The organism is Streptomyces sp. NPDC036764, assembly GCF_055609385.1.
On record NZ_JBVJPT010000001.1, the window covers coordinates 442,686 to 461,152 of the forward strand.

Genomic DNA, 18,467 nt, shown 5'->3' on the forward strand with positions numbered 1-18,467 from the left:
CGGCAGATGGACGAAGGGCGGGTCAGCGCACACATCGCGCCACTCCGCCCTCGCCGCTGCCGAGGGCGCCGCTGCCGATGCGGCCGCCCTCCTTCGCGAACGTGGAGAAGTGGTCGAGGGCCTTCATGTCAGAAGTCCCACCCGTCGTCCTCGGCCTCGTCCTTGACCGGCTCCGGCGATGCGAACGACTCGCCGACCATGCCCGCGGTGAGCGTGGTGCCGTCGCTGGGGTCGATCAGGATGAACGAACCGGTGCGGCGCGAGTCGGCGTAGGAGTCGACCGGCAGCGGCTCGGCGGTGCGGACCTTCACCCGGCCGATGTCGTTGGCGACGAGCTGCCCCGGGTGCGGGTGCAGGGACAGGTCGTCGAGCGTCAGCCGGGACGGGATGTCCTTGACGATCGCCTTGACCGTGCGGGTGCCGTGCTTGAGCAGCACACGGTGGCCGACGGTCAGCGGCGCGTCGGCGACATGGCACACGGTCGCCTCGATGTCCTGCGTGGTCGCGGGCGCGTCCTTGGTCGGCACGAGCAGGTCGCCGCGCGAGATGTCGATGTCGTCCTCCAGCAGGACGGTCACCGACTGCGTGGTCCACGCGACGTCGACCGGCTCGCCCAGCACGTCGATGCCGGAGATCCTCGACGTACGGCCCGACGGCAGCACCGTCACCGACTCGCCGACGCGGAACGAACCCGCGGCGATCTGGCCGGCGTAGCCCCGGTAGTCCGGGTGCTCGGCGGTCTGCGGCCGGATCACGTACTGCACGGGCAGCCGGGCGTGGCAGTGGCTCAGGTCGTGGGTGACCGGGACCGTCTCCAGGTGCTCCAGGAACGTCGGCCCGCCGTACCAGTCCATGTTCGCGGACGGGTCCACCACGTTGTCGCCGGCCAGCGCCGAGATCGGGATGGCGGTGATCTCCGGGACGCCCAGTTCGAGGGCGTACGCCGTGAACTCCTCGGCGATCGCGGCGAACACGGACTCCTGGTAGTCGACCAGGTCCATCTTGTTCACGGCGAGCACGACGTGCGGCACGCGCAGCAGCGCGGCGATCGCGGCGTGCCGGCGGGTCTGCTCGACGACGCCGTTGCGGGCGTCGACCAGGACGACCGTCAGCTCGGCCGTCGACGCGCCGGTGACCATGTTGCGGGTGTACTGCACATGGCCCGGGGTGTCGGCCAGGATGAACCGGCGCCGGGGCGTGGCGAAGTAACGGTACGCCACGTCGATCGTGATGCCCTGCTCCCGCTCGGCCCGCAGACCGTCGGTGAGGAGAGCCAGGTCGGGGGCGTCCTGCCCGCGCGAGGCCGAGACGCGCTCCACTGCCTCGAGCTGGTCGACGAGGACCGACTTGGAGTCGTGCAGCAGCCGGCCCACGAGGGTGGACTTGCCGTCGTCGACGGAGCCGGCGGTGGCGAACCGCAGCAGGGTGGTGGCCGAGAGCTCCTCGGTCGTGGTCGTGCTCATGCTTAGAAGTACCCCTCGCGCTTACGGTCTTCCATCGCGGCCTCGGAGAGCTTGTCGTCGGCCCGGGTGGCGCCGCGCTCGGTGAGGCGGGACGCGGCGATCTCGGTGATGACCTGCTCCAGCGTCACGGCGTCCGAATCGACGGCACCGGTGCAGGACATGTCGCCCACGGTCCGGTAGCGCACGAGCCGCTTCTCCACGGTCTCGCCGTCCTTCGCGCCGCCCCACTCGCCGGCGGTCAGCCACATGCCGCCGCGCTTGAACACCTCGCGCTCGTGCGCGAAGTAGATCTCCGGCAGCTCGATGCCCTCCCGGGTGATGTACTGCCACACGTCCAGCTCGGTCCAGTTGGACAGCGGGAACACACGGACGTGCTCGCCCGGGGCGTGCCGGCCGTTGTACAGGTTCCACAGTTCGGGCCGCTGCCGGCGCGGGTCCCACTGGGAGAACTCGTCCCGGAGGCTGAACACCCGCTCCTTGGCGCGTGCCTTCTCCTCGTCCCGGCGTCCGCCGCCGAAGACCGCGTCGAACTTCTCGCTCTGGATCTTCTCGGTCAGCGGCAGGGTCTGCAGCGGGTTACGGGTGCCGTCGGGACGTTCGCGCAGCACACCGCGGTCGATGTAGTCCTGCACGGAGGCGACATGCAGCCGCAGACCGTGCTTGGCGACCGTACGGTCCCGGTATTCGAGGACCTCGGGGAAGTTGTGCCCGGTGTCCACGTGCAGCAGCGAGAAGGGGATCGCCGCGGGGGCGAACGCCTTCAGTGCCAGGTGCAGCATGACGATGGAGTCCTTGCCGCCGGAGAACAGGATCACCGGCCGCTCGAACTCGCCCGCCACCTCGCGGAAGATGTGCACCGCCTCGGACTCCAGCGCGTCCAGGTGCGAGAGGGCGTACGGGGAGCCCGTACCCTCCTCCACCTTGGCGACGGTCGTCGTCATGCCAGTCCCCTTTCGCTGAGCAGGGCGTACACCGACGCCGCGGACTCCTGCACGGTCTGGTTCTGGGACTCGATGCGCAGATCGGGTGACTCGGGTGCCTCGTACGGGTCGTCGACCCCGGTGAGGCCCGTCAGCTCACCCGCGGCCTGCTTGGCGTACAGACCCTTCACATCGCGTACGGAGCACACCTCGACCGGAGTGGCCACGTGCACCTCCAGGTACGCCGCCCCGCCCTCCTGGTGGCGCTTGCGCACCGCCTCACGGCTGTCGGAGTAGGGCGCGATCACTGGGACGAGCGCCTTGACGCCGTTGCGGGCGAGCAGTTCGGCGAGGAAGCCGATGCGCTGCACGTTGGTGTGCCGGTCCTCGCGGCTGAAGCCGAGGCCCGCCGAGATGAACTCGCGGATCTCGTCGCCGTCGAGCACCTCGACGCGGTGGCCCTCCTCGCGGAGCCGGCCGGCCAGTTCGTAGGCGATGGTGGTCTTGCCGGCGCTGGGCAGACCCGTGAGCCAGACGGTGGCTCCGCTCGTCACGTGGTTCTCCAAATTCGCAAGGGAGTCGGTCATGGGTCAGCCGTGCAGCCCGCACTCGGTCTTGCCGCGGCCCGCCCAGCGGCCGGCGCGCGCGTCCTCGCCCTCCAGCACCCGGCGGGTGCAGGGGGCGCAGCCGACGGAGGCGTAGCCGTCCATCAGCAACGGGTTGGTCAGCACGCCGTGTTCGGCGACGTAGGCGTCCACGTCGTCCTGCGTCCAGCGGGCGATCGGGGAGATCTTCACCTTCTGGCGTTTGTCGTCCCAGCCGACGACCGGGGTGTTGGCCCGGGTCGGGGACTCGTCGCGGCGCAGTCCGGTCGCCCAGGCCACGTACCCCTTGAGCCCGCGCTCCAGCGGCTCGACCTTGCGCAGCTTGCAGCACAGGTCGGGGTCGCGGTCGTGCAGCTTGGGGCCGTACTCGGCGTCCTGCTCGGCGACCGTCTGGCGCGGGGTGAGGGTGATGACGTTGACGTCCATCACGGCCTCCACCGCGTCGCGGGTGCCGATGGTCTCCTCGAAGTGGTAGCCGGTGTCGAGGAACACGACGTCCACGCCGGGCATGGCGCGGGAGGCGAGGTGGGCCACCACCGCGTCCTCCATCGACGAGGTCACGCAGAAACGCCCCCCGAAGGTGTCGACCGCCCACTGGAGGATCTCCAGCGCGGAGGCGTCCTCCAGGTCACGGCCCGCCTGCTCGGCGAGCGCCTTCAGATCGTCGGTCGTGCGCTCTTGCTGAACCGCGGTCATATCTCGTCCCCCCCTGCGTCATTGGGCTGAAGGCCCCGGGTGAGCAACCCGAGGAACTTCAGCGAGAATGCGCGGTTGCACGACGCGCATTCCCACGCGCCGTGGCCCTGCTCGCTCGGACGGAGGTCCTCGTCGCCGCAGTAGGGGCAGTAGAAGGGGGCGGCCCGCTCGCTCACGACAGGGCCTCCTCGGAGGCGCGCGCGGCCCACGTGGCGAACCGCTCGCCGTCCTCGCGCTCCTCCTGGAACCGCTTCAGGACACGCTCGACGTAGTCCGGCAGCTCCTCGGAGGTGACCTTCAGGCCACGCACCTTGCGCCCGAACCCGGCCTCCAGACCGAGCGCGCCGCCCAGGTGCACCTGGTAGCCCTCGACCTGCTCGCCCCGGTCGTTGACGACCAACTGGCCCTTGAGACCGATGTCCGCCACCTGGATACGGGCGCAGGCGTTCGGGCAGCCGTTGATGTTGATGGTGAGCGGCTCGTCGAAGTCCGGGATCCGGCGCTCCAGCTCGTCGATCAACTGGGAGCCGCGCGCCTTGGTCTCGACGATGGCGAGCTTGCAGTACTCGATGCCGGTGCAGGCCATGGTGCCGCGCCGGAACGAGGACGGCCGGGCGGTGAGGTCCAGCGCCTGAAGGGACTCGACGAGCGAGTCGACCTGCGCCTCCTCGACATCGAGGATGATCATCTTCTGCTCGACGGTGGTCCGGACCCGGCCCGAGCCGTGTGCCTCGGCGAGCTCGGCGATCTTCGTCAGGGTCGTGCCGTCCACCCGGCCGACACGCGGGGCGAACCCGACGTAGAAGCGGCCGTCCTTCTGCCGGTGCACACCGACGTGGTCGCGCCAGCGCTGGAGCGGCTGGGCGGGGGCGGGGCCGTCGATCAGCTCGCGCCCCAGGTACTCGTCCTGGAGGACCTGTCGGAACTTCTCCGCGCCCCAGTCGGCGACCAGGAACTTCAGGCGGGCGCGGGTGCGCAGCCGCCGGTAGCCGTAGTCGCGGAAGATGCCGATCACGCCCGCCCAGACGTCCGGGACCTCCTCCAGCGGCACCCAGGCGCCGAGCCGGACACCGATCTTCGGGTTGGTGGACAGACCGCCGCCGACCCACAGGTCGAAGCCGGGGCCGTGCTCGGGGTGGTGCACGCCGACGAACGCGATGTCGTTGATCTCGTGGGCCACGTCGAGCAGCGGCGAGCCGGAGATCGCCGTCTTGAACTTGCGCGGCAGGTTGGAGAACTCCTTGGTGCCGATGTACCGGCGGTGGATCTCGTCGATGGCGGAGCTGCCGTCGATGATCTCGTCCTCGGCGATGCCCGCGACCGGCGAGCCGATGACGACACGCGGGGTGTCGCCGCAGGCCTCGGTGGTGGACAGGCCGACCGCCTCCAGGCGGTTCCAGATCTCCGGCACGTCCTCGATCCGGATCCAGTGGTACTGGACGTTCTGCCGGTCGGTGATGTCGGCGGTGCCGCGCGCGAACTCCTGCGAGATCTCGCCGATCACCCGCAACTGCTGGGTGGTGAGCCGGCCGCCGTCGATGCGCACCCGCAGCATGAAGTACTTGTCGTCCAGCTCCTCCGGCTCCAGGATCGCGGTCTTGCCGCCGTCGATCCCGGGCTTGCGCTGGGTGTAGAGCCCCCACCAGCGCATCCGGCCGCGAAGATCGTTCGGGTCGATGGAGTCGAAGCCGCGCTTGGAGTAGATCGTCTCAATGCGTGTCCGCACATTGAGACCGTCGTCGTCCTTCTTGAACTGTTCGTTGCCGTTGAGCGGGGTGAAGTGTCCCGCGGCCCACTGGCCCTCACCGCGGTGACGGCTCACCTTGCGGCGGGGAGTCGCGGCGGCAGGCTTCTGCGGGGTGGCGGCCATGGTTGATACGTCCTTCGGGACAGGCGGGAAAGCGGCTCTGACCTGCGCATACGGGCGCATGGGTATAGGTGCGCGGCATTGCGCGGGAATGAAGCTGAAAGAGGGAGATGTCGGGCGCTGCGAAGCTGTCAGCGCGCCGGACAGATGGCGCTGGACATGCGGCCGAGGTCGACGTGCCGCCGACTCACCAAGGCAATTCCAGTTCCGGACATGACGGAAGCGTGTCACGGCGATCTGGACACAGTCCAGCTTCGTCCGTCATGTGGACACCCTTGTCCCGTAGAGTGAGACAAGAGTGTCGTCGGTCACATGGCCGTATTGGGCTGTTTCTTCCCAGGTCAGGCTGGGTAGGCCCCAGGCCACGGTCCGGGCGTGGCCGCCTCGGCCTCCTCCTCGACCTTGGTGTCGAAGAGCTTGAAGCCGCGGCGCTGATAGTTGGCCATGGCGTGCTCGCCGTCCTTGCTGCATGTGTGCAGCCATACCCGCTTCGTCGGCGCCAGTCCCGGCCAGCGCTCCGCCAGGTCCCAGGCCCGCGCGGTGCCGATCGCCAGCAGGTGCCCGCCGATGCGGCGGCCGCGGAAGGCCGGGATCAGGCCGAAGTACTCGATCTCCACGACCCCCTCGTCCTGCGGGCCCAGCTCCACATACCCGGCGGGCGTGCCCCGGTCGTAGGCCACCCAGGTCTCGACGCCGTCCCGCTCCAGGTGCTCCTGCCACCGCGCGTAGGACCAGCCGAGCCGGTCGGTCCACAGGATGTCGCCGCCGACCGAGGCGTAAAGGAACCGGCTGAACTCGGGCGAGGGCACCTCAGAGCGGACGACCCGCACGTCGCCCTGCGGGGCTTCGGCCGGGAGGAGGTCGTCGGGGGAGGTCTGTTCCAGGGACCAGGTGGTCACGGGGAGGCTGGGCATGGTGGCCAGGGAATCATCCGGGTGGGTGATTTGTCGATCGACTGCGGGGCCATCGTGGCCGGGCGCGCCTCAGTCGAGCGCCCGGTCGATCGACGTCAGCGGCATTGCGAACAGCATCCGGCCCGCCTGGGACCAGACCTCGCCGGTCGCTTCCCAGTAAGACAGGGGGCCGACCCGCGTGCCCCAGCACCTGGGGGCGTTCTCCTCGCCGCAGCGGGTCGCCTCGGCGCCCTCGGTGTCCTGACGCCACAGGCTGCCGTGCCGGTCCGTGCTGCCCGGAGCGCGACCGATGTACCAGGCCGAGTCCTCCGCCCCGCTCGCCCGGTGCGACAGGACGCCCTCGATGCCGGACGCGTCCGTCTCGTACGCCTCGACCGCCTGCGCGGAGCCGGTGGCGCCGGTGGCCAGCAGGCCGGGGCGGGCCGGGTCCGTGCTGAAGTCGTAGCGCCACAGCCGGGCCGGCCGGTCGCTGTCGGCGGACGTCCGCTCGCCGGCGACCAGACTGTCGGGCGCCGTGCTGCGGTCGAGGGAGATGCCGCCGAGGTGCGGGGCGGCGTGCGCGCCGGTCAGCCGGTACGAGCCGACGGCCGGCAGGACGAAGCGGTGGCCGTGGGCCGACCAGCCCGCCGCCACGCGGCCCACCGCGGCACTGTCGACCGTGGTGCGCTGGACGCGGTTCATGTCGTACACGTACAGCCCGTCGGCGGCGGTGACCAGCAGCTTGTCCTGGTACCAGACCATGCCGGAGAGACGGGAGGTCAGGGCGCGGTAGTCGCGTCCGCCGTTCACCGGGACGACGAGGAGTGCGGACGCGTACCTGAGGTGGGCCAGGTCGTTCGCGTCGACGAAGGAGACCCGGGCGAGGCCCCGGTCGGCGGTGCCCTCGTTCCAGCCGGAGAGGATCACCCGGTTGTCGTTCCACCAGCCGTCGTCGTCGGCGTCACCCGAGGTGGTGACGGCACCCGCCCGCCAGGCCCGGGTGTCGGCGGCGTCCCAGCAGTACGCGCGCGTGGCGGCGGGCGCGACCGGCAACGCGGTGCGCTCGGTCGCCGTGCAGCCGCTCGCCTCGCGCAGGCTCCGGTCAGCGGTCTCCAGGACGGCGCTCACCCCGACCGGCTTGCCCATCCCGGCGGAGAGTTCGTCGAGCGTGGCCCGCGGGACCAACTGCTCCTGAAGTCGCAGCGCGCCGGTCTCGGCGGCCCTGGTGAGAGGCGTCAGCGCCCCGGGGTTGTCGCCGACCGTGGCCTGCGAGGCGCTGATCATCGTGGCGGCGGCGGTCAGTGCCAGGGCGGTTCCGGCGAGGAACGCGCGCAGCGCACGCCCCTGCTTGCGTCGACGGTGTCTGCCGCGGTGCTTCATCAAACCTCCCGAGGCGAGCCAACTGCGGCCATTGGTTTGTGCGTTGACCAAAGGAGCAGGTGGGGTGGCCCGTACAGGGATGCTACGGCAGTTGAGCACGCTTGCGGACTAAGACCCTGCAAATATGCGGAAGAAGACTGCGGACTCAGGGCATCTCGGCCGAGAACCGCCCCCGCACCACCGCGGGCGCCGTCGAGTGCGGCAGCAGCTCGCGCGGATCCTGCGGCAGCAGCACCTCGACCTCCGCGTCCTCGCGGAAGCGGTACGGCCGGTGCTCCAGCAGGCCCCCGAGATAGCGCCGTACTCGCGACAGCTCCGCCCGCACCGTCACCGTGCGGCCCGGGTCGCCGAACATGTCCTCGGCCAGCCCCGCCGCGCTGCGGCCGTCCTGGTGCAGGGCCAGCAGATACAGCAATTCGGCGTGCCGGGGACTCAGTTCGTGGCTCCAGGTGCCCGCGCCGGCGGACACCGTCATCGACCAGCGGCGCGGCTGCGACAGATCCAGGGCGATCTGCGTGGCCCCGGCCGGCACCGGCTCGTCGGCGGGCCGCAGCAGCCAGCCGTCCGCCAGCGGCTCCACCGCGCACAGCCCGAGCGGCATCAGCCATCGCCGGCCCGGCGACAGCGTCTTGGGCAACGCGATCCGCCCCGTGTACGGCATCCCGGTCACCGCTGCCGTCCAGCCGTCCCGGTCCACCACCAGGGCCCGCCCGGTCAGCCGCGCCAGCACCGGCGCCGCCACCGCGCGCAACTGCTCCAGCGACGTCAGATGCAACTCCCGCAGCCGCGCCTCGGCGAGCTTGGCCACCGAGTCGACCCAGGCGAGCGTCGCCGGATGCATCGTCTCCAGCGGGCCGCTGACGTCGACCACGCCGAGCAGCCGGCCGTCGCGCGGATCGGTGATGGGGGCGCCCGTGCAGGTCCAGGAGGTCTGTGAGCGGTGGAAGTGCTCGGAGGCGAAGACCTGGACGGGCCGGCGCACCACGACCGGGGTGCCGATGCCGTTCGTGCCGACGACGTCCTCCCGCCAGTCGGCACCGAGTTGGAAGCCGAGGCCGTCGGCCTTGCGCAGCACGGAGGAGTTGCCCTCCCGCCACAGCACCCGGCCCTCGCCGTCGGCGACCACCATGATGTGGTGCGCGACGTCGGCGACCGAAAGCAGCCCCTCGCGCAGCACCGGCAGCACATGTCTGAGCGCGGTGGACTCCCGTCGCCGCTGCACCTCCTCGCGGGGCAGCAGCCCGGACCGGAAGTCGTGGTCCGGATCGACCCCGCCGCGCAGCATCCGCTCCCAGGACTGCTCGATCACCGGACGCGGTGCGACAGGCGCGCGTTGTCCGGCGAGGGTGGCGGAGCGGACCTCGCTCAGTACCCGCGCCGCCCGTGCCGCGTCCAAGGGTCCTCCCGGGAGAAGCGTTCTCATCCTGACCGTGTGTCTCATAGTGCCGCCCCGCCGCGCGCGGAGGGACACAGTCCGCACACAGTCGCCAACAAGTTGCAACCCCTTGCAACCCTGGTGGACCGCCCTGGCCTGATTGAGACTTGAGCGACGCCGTCCCGAGCGGCGTTCGCGGCCTCGAACGGGCCATGGCGGGGGTGGTGCCGTGTCGGCGCAGCACCACCCCTTCCCTCCGGCGGTTCGGCCGCGTTGCGCTTCAGAGGGTGCCGCTTGGTGTTCGTCGGCGGCTGCGGGTGCGTTGTGGCTGGTCGCTCCCCCACTCTCGGCTTCACTCGAGCGGGGGGACCGGACCCCCATCGCGGCGGAGCCGCATATCGATACAGCCCCGCGCCCCTGGACCGATCAGGCCTGCGGCCTTGATCGGTCCACCATGTAGGTCAGGTTCAGAGTCGACGGCAGGGTGCCGAACGCCGCGCCTCCGTCGCTGCCCAAGCGGGACGCGCAGAAGGCGTCGGCGAGCTCCGGTGGCGCGAATCGGACCAGGAGGGAGCCCTGGAGGACCAGTGCGAGGCGCTCGGTCACGCGCCGGGCGCGTGCCTCGATGCCCTCCAGGTCGGCCAGTTCCGTCAACAGGCCCTTGATCGCCGCGTCCAGCCGGTGATCGGCACCGCGTGCCTGCCCGACCTCCCGCAGATACGCTTCGAGCGCCGCGGGCTCCCGCTGCAAGGCCCGCAGCACGTCCAGCGCCTGGACGTTGCCGGCGCCCTCCCAGATCGAGTTCAGCGGCGACTCGCGCACCAGCCGGGGCATCCCGGATTCCTCGACGTACCCGTTGCCGCCCAGGCACTCGGCGGCCTCGACCGTCACCGGCGTACACCGCTTGGTCACCCAGTACTTGGCGGCCGGCACCGCGATCCGCAGCAGCGCCCGCTCCTGCTCGCCGCCGGTGTCGTAGGCCGCCGCGAGCCGCAGTGCGAGCGTGGTCGCCGCCTCGGACTCGACGGCCAGGTCCGCCAGGACGTTGCGCATGAGCGGCTTGTCGACGAGCCTGCCGCCGAACGCCTCGCGGTGGTCGCAGTGATGGACCGCCTGCGCGACGGCCTGCCGCATCAGCCCCGCCGAGCCGAGCACACAGTCGAGCCGGGTCGCCGCCACCATCTCGATGATGGTGCGCACCCCGCGCCCCTCCTCACCGATCCGGCGCGCCCACGTCCCGTCGAACTCGACCTCGCTCGACGCGTTCGACCGGTTGCCCAGCTTGTCCTTCAGCCGCTGGATCAGGAACACGTTGCGGCTGCCGTCCGCCAGCACCCGCGGCACGAGAAAACAGGTCAGCCCCTCCGGGGCCCGGGCCAGCACCAGGAACCCGTCCGACATGGGCGCCGAGCAGAACCACTTGTGCCCGGTCAGCGTGTATGTGCCCGGCTCGGCCAGCGCCGTGGCCGTCGTCGTGTTGGCGCGTACGTCGCTGCCGCCCTGCTTCTCCGTCATGGCCATCCCGAACAGGGCCCCGGCCTTCCGGCCCGCCGGGCGCAGCTCACGTTCGTAGACCATCGACGTCAGCAGCGGCTCCCACTCGGCGGCCGATCCGGGGTCGGTGCGCAGGGCGGGGACCGCCGCGTGGGTCATGGACAGCGGGCAGCCGTTGCCCGCCTCGACCTGCGTCCACATCAGGAAGGCCGCCGCCCGCCGCACATGCCCGGCCGGCCGTACCCAGGCCGCGGTCAGCCCCGAGGAGACGCCCTTGCCGAGCAGACGGTGCCATGAGGGGTGGAAGTCGACCTCGTCGATCCGGTGGCCGTAGCGGTCGTGCGTCCTCAGCCGCGGCGGGTTCTCGTTCGCCAGTACCCCCCACTCCTGCACCTGCGCCGAGCCGCAGGTCCGCCCGAAGGCGGTCAGCTCCCCGCGGATCTCGTCCAGCAGCTCGGGTGCGACATGACGTTCGACGGCCTCGGACAGGGCCCGGTCGGTGCCGTAGACATCGTGGCCGACCAGGGGCGGTGGCTGGTTGGTCACCGTGTGTGTGCTGCCTGCCATGGCTGTGAACCTCTCCCTCCGTGGGGCGATGTGTCCACCCTGACACGGTGGCGGCACGGGGAGCGGCACGCGGCGAGCGCGCCCGACCGGCGCCGCGATGAGTGCGGCGCCGCACGGCGGATACCTTTAGCTCGTGCAGTCAGCAAGTGAATCGTCTCCCCAGCGCTCCTCCGGTCGTCTCCACCGGGCGCGTGCCCTTTACCGGAACGTCTCCAAGCGCAGGACGGCCTGGCTGCTGCTCAAGGACACCGTCAATTCCTGCATCGAGTACCGCATCCTCGGACTCGCCGCCGAAGCCGCGTTCTTCACGCTGCTGTCCGTGCCCCCGCTCCTCCTCAGCCTCATCGGCCTCCTCGGTTACGTCGACGACTGGACCGGCACCGACACCATCAACAGCCTGGAGACCAACCTTCTGGAGGCCTCCCGCACCGTCCTGTCCGACAAGGGCGTGCGGCAGATCGCGCAGCCGATCCTGGACGACGTGATGAACGGCGGCCGGCCCGACGTGATCTCCGTCGGCTTCCTGTTCGCCCTGTGGTCGGGCTCCCGCGCGGTGAACGTCTTCATAGACACCATCACCGTCATGTACGGCCTCGACGGCGTCCGGGGCATCGTCAAGACCCGGCTGGTGGCGTTCCTGCTGTTTCTCGCGGCGCTGCTGATCGGCTCGGTGGCGCTGCCGCTGATGGTGGCGGGGCCGGACGCGGTCGTGCGGATCGTGCCCTGGTCGGAGACCCTGGTGCAGGTCCTGTACTGGCCGGTCGTGATCGTCCTGTCGGTCGCGTTCCTGACCACGCTGTACCACGTGTCCGTGCCGGTGCGCTCGCCCTGGATCGAGGACGTGCCCGGCGCGCTCGTCGCCCTGGGGATGTGGGTGCTGGGCAGCTTCCTGCTGCGCATCTACCTCCAGAACACCATCGAGGGCGCGACGATCTACGGCTCCCTCGCCGCCGCCGTCGCCGTACTGCTGTGGATCGGTGTGTCCGCGTTCGCGGTACTCGTCGGGGCCGCGGTCAACGCCGCGATCGACCGGGTCTGGCCGGCCGCCGCGACTGCCGCGGCCCGCGCCGCGAACGAGCGGATGCGCGAGGCCCAGGTCGCCGAGTACGTGGCCCGCGCCGCCGCGGGCCGCGACTCCGACTCCGACGACCCGGATGACCCGGACATGCCGTCGGAGTTCCCCGAGCGCTGGTCCCGCTTCCTGCCCCCGGAGGACCTCACGTCGAGGCTGCGGACGCATGTGAAGAGCACGCACCATCCGCCGCACAAGCCGGAGGATTCCTAGCGGCTCGCACGGCGGCGGTGCCACACCGCTCAGACCTTCCACGCCCCCGCCGCCGCGGCCTCCCTCGCGAAGTCGGTGAAGTCGCGCGGCGCACGGCCGAGGACCTCCCGGACGTCGTTCGTCAGATGGGCGTTGCGGCCGTCCATGAGGGTTTCGAAGACCTCCACCAGCAGCTCGACCTCCTCCGGCGGCACTCCGAAGCCCGCCAGGGCCTCGCCGTACGAGCGCGTCGGAACCGGTGTGTACGTGATCGTGGCGCCGTTCGCCGCGGAGATCTCCGCGACCGCCTCCCGCCAGGACAGCAGCCGCGGCCCGGTCAGCTCCAGCGTCCGCCCCACATACCGGTCGCCGGACGTCAGCACCGCCGTCACCACGTCCGCGATGTCCCGCACGTCCACGAACGGCTCCTGCACCTCGCCCGCCGGGAAGACCAGCTCCCCGTGGACCATCCCCTCCACCAGGGGCCCCTCGCTGAAGTTCTGCGCGAACCACGTGGCCCGTACGATCGTCCAGTCCGCGCCGGACGACTTCAGCGCCTCCTCGGTCGGCAGCGCCTGGTCCTCGCCGCGTGCCGACAGCAGCACGAGCCGGCGCACGCCGAGCCCCACCGCCTCCCGCGCGAGCGCGCCGACGCCCTCGGCCGCCGCCGGGGAGCCGACGTCGGACGGGTACATCAGATACGCCGCGTCCGCGTCCCGCAGGGTCTGAGCCCAGGTCGTCGGGTCCTCCCAGTCGAAGCCCCGGGCCCGCGACGCCGCCCGAACCGTGAGCCCCGCCTCGCGGGCCGCCTGCGCCACCCGGCTCCCGGTACGACCCGAGGCGCCGGTCACCACCACCGTCATCCGCTGCGTGTTCGCCTTCTCGGCTGCGTTCTCCGTCATGCCTCCAGTCAACGGTCGCGCGGCCCAACAGCCCATCGCTGAACGGCTCATTCCCATGCGCGGGCGTCTACGCTGACGACATGGACGCCCTTGCAGGTCTGCTGGAGGGTCCACGTGCCCGTGGCGCCTTCATGATCCGAGCGTGTTTCGAACCGCCGTGGTCCATCCGCATCGAGGACCGGGCCCCGCTCACCGTCATGGTCATGGTCCGCGGTGAGGCCTGGGTGCTCCCGGACCGGGGCGAGCGGATCCGGCTACGTGCGGGCGACCTCGCCATCGCCCGCGGCCCGGACCCCTACACCTGCGCCGACGACCCCGGCACCGCGCCGCAGGCCCTGATCCTGCCGGGCGCCGAGTGCAGCTACCCCGACGGGCGCTCCCTCAACGGCTCCATGGACCTCGGCGTGCGCACCTGGGGCGACCGGCTCGACGGCTCGGCCGTGATGCTGATCGGCACGTATCTGTGGGAGGGCGAGATCAGCGGCCGGCTGCTGAAGGCGCTGCCGCCGCTGCTGTCCCTCACCGCCGACGTGTGGAAATGCCCGCTCACCCCATACCTCATGGACGAGATCGTCCGCGACGAACCCGGTCAGGAGGTGGTCCTGGACCGTCTGCTCGACCTGCTGGTCATCGCCGCGCTCAGGGCCTGGTTCTCCCGACCGCAGGCGGAGGCGCCGGCCTGGTACGCGGCGCTCGCCGACCCCGTGGTCGGCCGGGTCCTGCGGCTCGTCCAGGACGACCCGGCCCTGCCCTGGACGGTGGCCTCGCTGGCCGCCAAGGCGGGCGTGTCGCGGGCGGCGCTGGCCCGCCGGTTCACCGAGCTGGTGGGGGAGCCGGTGATGACGTACCTCACGGGGTGGCGGATGGCGCTCGCGGCGGACGCGCTGCGCGACACCGACGACACCCTGGACGCCATCGCGCGGAGGGTGGGGTACGGGAGCGCGTTCGCGCTGTCCAGCGCGTTCAAGAGGGTGTACGGGGTGAGTCCGCAGGAGCATCGGGGACGGGTGGTGGTGGGGTAGGCCGGGATTCGCCGTGGGGTGTGCGCCTCGTTGCGGTCTGCGGGTGGGTCGTGGCTGGTCGCTCCCCCACTCTCGGCTTCGCTCGAGCGGGGGGACCCCCATCGCGGCGGAGCCGCATGTCGATACGGCCCCGCGCCCCCGGGACGCTGCGGCGTAGCCTGATGTGTATGTACGCGGAACGCGCGTCCCGTCTGCCTGGTGCCGTGGTCTGGACGAACAGCACCGACGGGTCCGGTCCGGGTCGTGTTCTGCCCGACGGCTGCATGGATCTGCTCTGGAACGACGGGCGGCTGCTGGTCGCCGGGCCCGACACACACGCGTACGTCACCGAGGGGGAGTCGAGCAGTTGGGCGGGTGTCCGGTTCTTTCCGGGGACCGGGCCGGGGCTGTTGGGTGTGCCCGCGCACGAAGTGCGTGACCGGCGGGTCGAGCTCGGGGACCTGTGGCCGGCCGTGGAGGTACGGCGGCTGCGCGGCCGTGTCGAGGCCGCCGCCGACCCGGTGACCGGACTCGAAGACGTGGCATTGGAGCGGGCCGCCGCCGTGGACGAGCCCGATCCGGTGCTACGACATGTCGTCACCGCCCTCGACTCGGGACACCCCGTCGCCGCGACCGCCGATGAACTCGGCCTCGGCGCACGGCAGTTGCACCGACGCTGTCTGAGTGCCTTCGGGTACGGCCCCAAGACGCTGGCCCGGATCCTGCGGCTGCAACGCGCACTCGCGCTGGCCCGGTCCGGTACGGCCTTCGCGGACACGGCCATTCGGGCCGGGTATGCCGATCAGGCTCATCTGGCCCGGGACGTCCGGGAGTTGGCGGGCCTGCCGCTCGGCGAGCTACTCGGCCGGCGAGCCGGCAGCGCCCCGTAGGGGCGCGGCGCTGTATCGATACGCGGCTCCGCCGCGATGGGGCCCCCGCTCGAGCGAAGCCGAGAGTGGGGGGCGACCAGCCACTACGGCGCCGCAGACGAACGACGGCCTCTCACCGCCCGTCCAGCGGAGCGAACAGGTCGACGCCGTTGCCGTCCGGGTCCTGTACGGAGGCGTACCGCTGGCCCCAGAAGGCGTCCCAGGGCTTGAGCTCGCCGTGACAGCCGGCGCCCACCAGCTCCTCGTACACCGAGTCGACCTCGGACGGGTCCTCGCACCGCATCGCCAGCGCGTGACGGCTGCCGCCGCTGGGCGGTCGCCACCCCGGGTGGAAGGACCGCACGGTCTCCTCGGTGTCGAGCAACAGACGCAGCCCGCCCGGCAGTTCGGCCTCGGAGTGCGGCTCGCTCTCGGCGCTGTCGGGGAACGCGAAGCCGAGGCGACGGTAGAAGGCGACGGAGGCGGCCATGTCGGTGACGACGAGGCCGATGGCATCGAATCGTGGAGTCATGCGGCCACCGTAGGCAGGGGGAGGCCGGCCGGTCTTGAAGGAATCGGACACCCCTGCTGCTCGCCGGATCGGCTCATCCGAAGGCCACCGCCCCCAGCGGCGTGTCCACCGTGAAGGAGATCCCCACCGGGCCCCTCGTGAGGTCGAGGTCCGTGCCGAGGGCCGCCAGCAGGGGCCGGATCTCGTCCGGATCGGGGGCGCTCGCGGTCAGCGACAACAGGGGGGTGGCGGGCAGGCCGGAGGCGGTGGGATGGACCGTGGCGCTCCAGTCGATCAGGAACGGGACGAGCCCGGAGGGGTGGGCGTCGTCGCCGTCCGTGAGGCGCCATCGGAGCAGTGTGCCGTCGGGCTTGCGGCGGCTCATCGACTGCGCCGGGCCGGGGTCGTAGCCCCGGGCGCGGGCCGCCTCGATGGCCGCGTCCAGGTCGGGCGGGCTGATCGCCCAGGTGACCGTGCGCGGGACGGTGACCCCGTCGACGTCGAAGGGGCGGGGCTCGCCGGGCGCGGCCTGCTCGGGGTCCGGGCCGATGATCTCCAGGTATCTGGTGCCGCCCAGGGACACCAGGTAGTTACGCGTGCCGAGCCCGACATGCACGCCACCGGGGGCGGGGGCCACACCGGTGCGCCGGGTGAAGTCGGCGACCGTGGCGGCCAGGTCGGGGGTCGCGAGGACGAGGTGATCGAGAAGCGCGGGAATGGCGTTCATCGTTGCCGAGGCTACGCAGAGCGGCCTCCGTCATGGAACACCTGTGCGCAAGGACGGGGCGGTCAGTCGTCGAAAACGACCGTGCCGTCGGGCAGCAGCGTCGGATGGATCTTCATGGGGCCGTACTCGTCCACGTCCGAAGGGCGCGCCGTCTCCGGACCGTCGGGACCCATGCGGAGCACCCGCTCGACACGGCAGATCCGGAACACCCGGCCCGCCACCCGGGCCTCGTCGGCGCGCTCCAGCGCCCGGAACTCCTCGGCCGCCTGGGCGTAGAGAGCCTTCTTGGCGTCGTCGAACCGGAACACCATGGGCCACATCTCGGTCATCGCGTCGTGCAGCACGCGCCGGGCGTCATGCGGGGTGGCCTGGAGCGCGAGGGCCGGCTCCCAATTGGTGTGCTCCCGCTCGACCACGCCGAAGCACGTGGGCAGCAGCACGACGTCCGGATGCGAGCGCACCGCCCGCTCCGAATCGCCGCGCATATCGGCCGGGAAGCGCACGCCCCGGTACGCGAAGCCCCGCAGCCACGCCCGCAGGGCTCCGGCCATCGGGCCGCCGTCCGGGCGGTCCGTGTCGAGGACGAGGTCCGGATCGGGGGAAGGGGTGTGGTCGTCCCGGAAGTTCCAGGTCCGTTCGGCGGGCTCCGGGTCGGTGGGCCGGGGCGGCTCCAGCCCCTGGTCGTCGCAGCGAGTGAACTCGTCCCCGCGCACGATCCGGTACCGCACCCCGCACACCTCGACCTCGTTCACCGGCTCCCGGTTCAACACCTCGACGGCGGCGAGGAGTTCACCGCGCACGGCCGGATCGTCGGTGCCGTCCTTCGCGCGGAACCACAGATACGTGTTCAGCGAGTCCCGGCACATCTGCGGCATCCCGTTCACGACCGGCTTCAGCAGTTGCCACCGCGGCCCCACCGCCGGATCCTGCACGGCGACCCCGAACACCGGCCCACGCAGGGCGAACCCCGGATAGCGCACCGAGGCGTCCACCGCGTCGGCCTCCCGCACCCGGGCGGCGGGGTCGTCGCGGCGCACCAACTCCTCGTGCAGCGCGTGGATCTGTTGCTGCCAGTCATGGGTCATGCACACATTGTCGCGAGGGTGCCGTCACGCCCAGGGGTGAACAGACCCAACAGCCCCGGCGGTTGGACGGCTCCGCGGACGCCGGTCCGAAACTTTCCGATCATCGCCGCCGGTGGGGCGGGAACCCCGGCTCGCCTAGGCTCGCTCGCATGCCTGTGCGGCTCCTTGTCTACACCCGCACCACCGCCTACCGGCACGCCTCCATCCCGGCCGGCGTCGAGGCACTCCGCACGCTCGGCGACTTCGAGGTGGTCCACACGGAGGATCCGCGAGCCTTCGAAGAGCCCCTCGACGCGTACGCGGCCGTCGTCTTCCTCTCCACCAGCGGCGAGGTCCTCACCCCGGCCGGGCGCGCCCGCCTCGCCGCGTACGTCGAGGCGGGCGGCGGCTTCGTTGGGGTGCACGCGGCGGCCTGCACCGAGTACGACTGGCCGTACTACGGCGAACTGCTCGGCGCCCGGTTCGACCGGCACCCCGACCACCAGCCCGGCAAGGCGATCGTCGAGGACCGCGAGCACCCGGCCACCCGCCACCTGCCGGCCGTATGGGACTTCGTCGACGAGTGGTACGACTTCCGCTCCAACCCCCGTGGCGCGGTACGGGTGCTGGCCCGCGCCGACGAGACGTCCTACGACGGCGGCGGCATGGGCGAGGACCATCCGCTGGTGTGGTGCCGTGAGCAGGGGGCGGGCCGCGTCTTCTACACGGCGCTCGGACACGCCTGCGAGGCCTACGAGGACCCCGACTTCCGCGCCCACCTCCTCGGCGGCATCGACTGGGCGGCGAGCCCCGGCCGCCGGCCGAGCTGACCTGGCCGGACGCGACGGAGGGCCACTGCCGCCCAGTGT

19 protein-coding genes are annotated in these 18,467 nt (G+C 71.5%); 4 read left to right on the top strand and 15 right to left on the bottom strand.

What is annotated here, in order from left to right:
* Positions 1-128: 128 nt before the first annotated feature.
* The 11 genes from ACZ69Q_RS01900 to ACZ69Q_RS01950 all read right to left on the bottom strand — a co-directional run bounded on the left by ACZ69Q_RS01900 (position 129) and on the right by ACZ69Q_RS01950 (position 11,260).
* Complete coding sequence (locus ACZ69Q_RS01900; RefSeq protein WP_471034631.1) at positions 129-1,463, bottom strand: sulfate adenylyltransferase subunit 1; 1,335 nt, start codon at positions 1,461-1,463, stop codon at positions 129-131.
* Positions 1,464-1,465: 2 nt separating this feature from the next.
* A complete protein-coding gene (cysD, locus tag ACZ69Q_RS01905; RefSeq protein WP_471034634.1) occupies positions 1,466-2,404 on the bottom strand; it encodes a sulfate adenylyltransferase subunit CysD in 939 nt (312 codons plus the stop codon).
* A complete protein-coding gene (gene cysC, locus ACZ69Q_RS01910) occupies positions 2,401-2,937 on the bottom strand; it encodes an adenylyl-sulfate kinase (RefSeq protein WP_471039994.1) in 537 nt (178 codons plus the stop codon). The genes cysD and cysC overlap by 4 nt, the downstream gene beginning before the upstream one ends.
* Before the next feature lie 36 nt (positions 2,938-2,973).
* Positions 2,974-3,684 carry a phosphoadenylyl-sulfate reductase gene (locus ACZ69Q_RS01915; protein WP_471034637.1) on the bottom strand — a complete coding sequence of 237 codons (711 nt, stop codon included), beginning with the start codon at positions 3,682-3,684 and terminating at the stop codon, positions 2,974-2,976.
* Positions 3,681-3,860, bottom strand: a complete 180-nt coding sequence (locus tag ACZ69Q_RS01920) for a hypothetical protein (RefSeq protein ID WP_471034638.1) — start codon at positions 3,858-3,860, stop codon at positions 3,681-3,683. The genes ACZ69Q_RS01915 and ACZ69Q_RS01920 overlap by 4 nt, the downstream gene beginning before the upstream one ends.
* Positions 3,857-5,554 carry a nitrite/sulfite reductase gene (locus ACZ69Q_RS01925; RefSeq protein WP_471034640.1) on the bottom strand — a complete coding sequence of 566 codons (1,698 nt, stop codon included), beginning with the start codon at positions 5,552-5,554 and terminating at the stop codon, positions 3,857-3,859. Before ACZ69Q_RS01925 ends, ACZ69Q_RS01920 begins: the two co-directional genes overlap by 4 nt.
* Before the next feature lie 128 nt (positions 5,555-5,682).
* Positions 5,683-5,766 carry a putative leader peptide gene (locus tag ACZ69Q_RS01930; RefSeq protein WP_310591794.1) on the bottom strand — a complete coding sequence of 28 codons (84 nt, stop codon included), beginning with the start codon at positions 5,764-5,766 and terminating at the stop codon, positions 5,683-5,685.
* Between the two features lie 126 nt (positions 5,767-5,892).
* Positions 5,893-6,465: a GNAT family N-acetyltransferase gene (locus tag ACZ69Q_RS01935; RefSeq protein WP_471034641.1), complete on the bottom strand. Its 573-nt coding sequence runs from the start codon at positions 6,463-6,465 to the stop codon at positions 5,893-5,895.
* A gap of 69 nt (positions 6,466-6,534) precedes the next feature.
* Complete coding sequence (locus ACZ69Q_RS01940) at positions 6,535-7,824, bottom strand: hypothetical protein (protein WP_471034643.1); 1,290 nt, start codon at positions 7,822-7,824, stop codon at positions 6,535-6,537.
* Between the two features lie 145 nt (positions 7,825-7,969).
* On the bottom strand, positions 7,970-9,220 hold the full coding sequence (locus ACZ69Q_RS01945; protein WP_471034644.1) for a GAF domain-containing protein: 1,251 nt from the start codon (positions 9,218-9,220) through the stop codon (positions 7,970-7,972).
* A 405-nt stretch (positions 9,221-9,625) separates the two neighbouring features.
* The gene (locus ACZ69Q_RS01950; protein ID WP_471034646.1) at positions 9,626-11,260 is read right to left on the bottom strand and encodes an acyl-CoA dehydrogenase family protein; all 1,635 of its coding nucleotides are present in this window, start codon (positions 11,258-11,260) and stop codon (positions 9,626-9,628) included.
* Between the two features lie 133 nt (positions 11,261-11,393).
* Between ACZ69Q_RS01950 and ACZ69Q_RS01955 the strand changes: the two genes are divergently transcribed.
* Complete coding sequence (locus tag ACZ69Q_RS01955; RefSeq protein ID WP_471034650.1) at positions 11,394-12,545, top strand: YihY/virulence factor BrkB family protein; 1,152 nt, start codon at positions 11,394-11,396, stop codon at positions 12,543-12,545.
* A gap of 29 nt (positions 12,546-12,574) precedes the next feature.
* On the opposite strand, the gene ACZ69Q_RS01960 is transcribed toward ACZ69Q_RS01955, so the two are convergent.
* Positions 12,575-13,426, bottom strand: a complete 852-nt coding sequence (locus tag ACZ69Q_RS01960; RefSeq protein ID WP_471034653.1) for an NmrA family NAD(P)-binding protein — start codon at positions 13,424-13,426, stop codon at positions 12,575-12,577.
* Between the two features lie 80 nt (positions 13,427-13,506).
* On the opposite strand from ACZ69Q_RS01960, the gene ACZ69Q_RS01965 reads away from it, so the two are divergent.
* Positions 13,507-14,448: an AraC family transcriptional regulator gene (locus ACZ69Q_RS01965; RefSeq protein ID WP_471034657.1), complete on the top strand. Its 942-nt coding sequence runs from the start codon at positions 13,507-13,509 to the stop codon at positions 14,446-14,448.
* 167 nt (positions 14,449-14,615) lie between these two features.
* The gene (locus ACZ69Q_RS01970; protein ID WP_471034660.1) at positions 14,616-15,317 is read left to right on the top strand and encodes a helix-turn-helix domain-containing protein; all 702 of its coding nucleotides are present in this window, start codon (positions 14,616-14,618) and stop codon (positions 15,315-15,317) included.
* 112 nt (positions 15,318-15,429) lie between these two features.
* Here the strand turns inward: ACZ69Q_RS01970 and ACZ69Q_RS01975 are convergent, their stop codons facing one another.
* From ACZ69Q_RS01975 to ACZ69Q_RS01985, 3 genes are all read right to left on the bottom strand, one after another.
* Positions 15,430-15,828: a VOC family protein gene (locus ACZ69Q_RS01975; protein ID WP_471034663.1), complete on the bottom strand. Its 399-nt coding sequence runs from the start codon at positions 15,826-15,828 to the stop codon at positions 15,430-15,432.
* A gap of 73 nt (positions 15,829-15,901) precedes the next feature.
* Complete coding sequence (locus tag ACZ69Q_RS01980; RefSeq protein WP_471034665.1) at positions 15,902-16,534, bottom strand: VOC family protein; 633 nt, start codon at positions 16,532-16,534, stop codon at positions 15,902-15,904.
* A 62-nt stretch (positions 16,535-16,596) separates the two neighbouring features.
* On the bottom strand, positions 16,597-17,619 hold the full coding sequence (locus ACZ69Q_RS01985) for a DUF5954 family protein (protein WP_471034667.1): 1,023 nt from the start codon (positions 17,617-17,619) through the stop codon (positions 16,597-16,599).
* Between the two features lie 149 nt (positions 17,620-17,768).
* On the opposite strand from ACZ69Q_RS01985, the gene ACZ69Q_RS01990 reads away from it, so the two are divergent.
* Positions 17,769-18,428 (top strand): ThuA domain-containing protein, encoded by a 660-nt coding sequence (locus ACZ69Q_RS01990; protein WP_471034669.1) that lies wholly within the window; start codon positions 17,769-17,771, stop codon positions 18,426-18,428.
* The last annotated feature ends 39 nt before the right edge of the window (positions 18,429-18,467 follow it).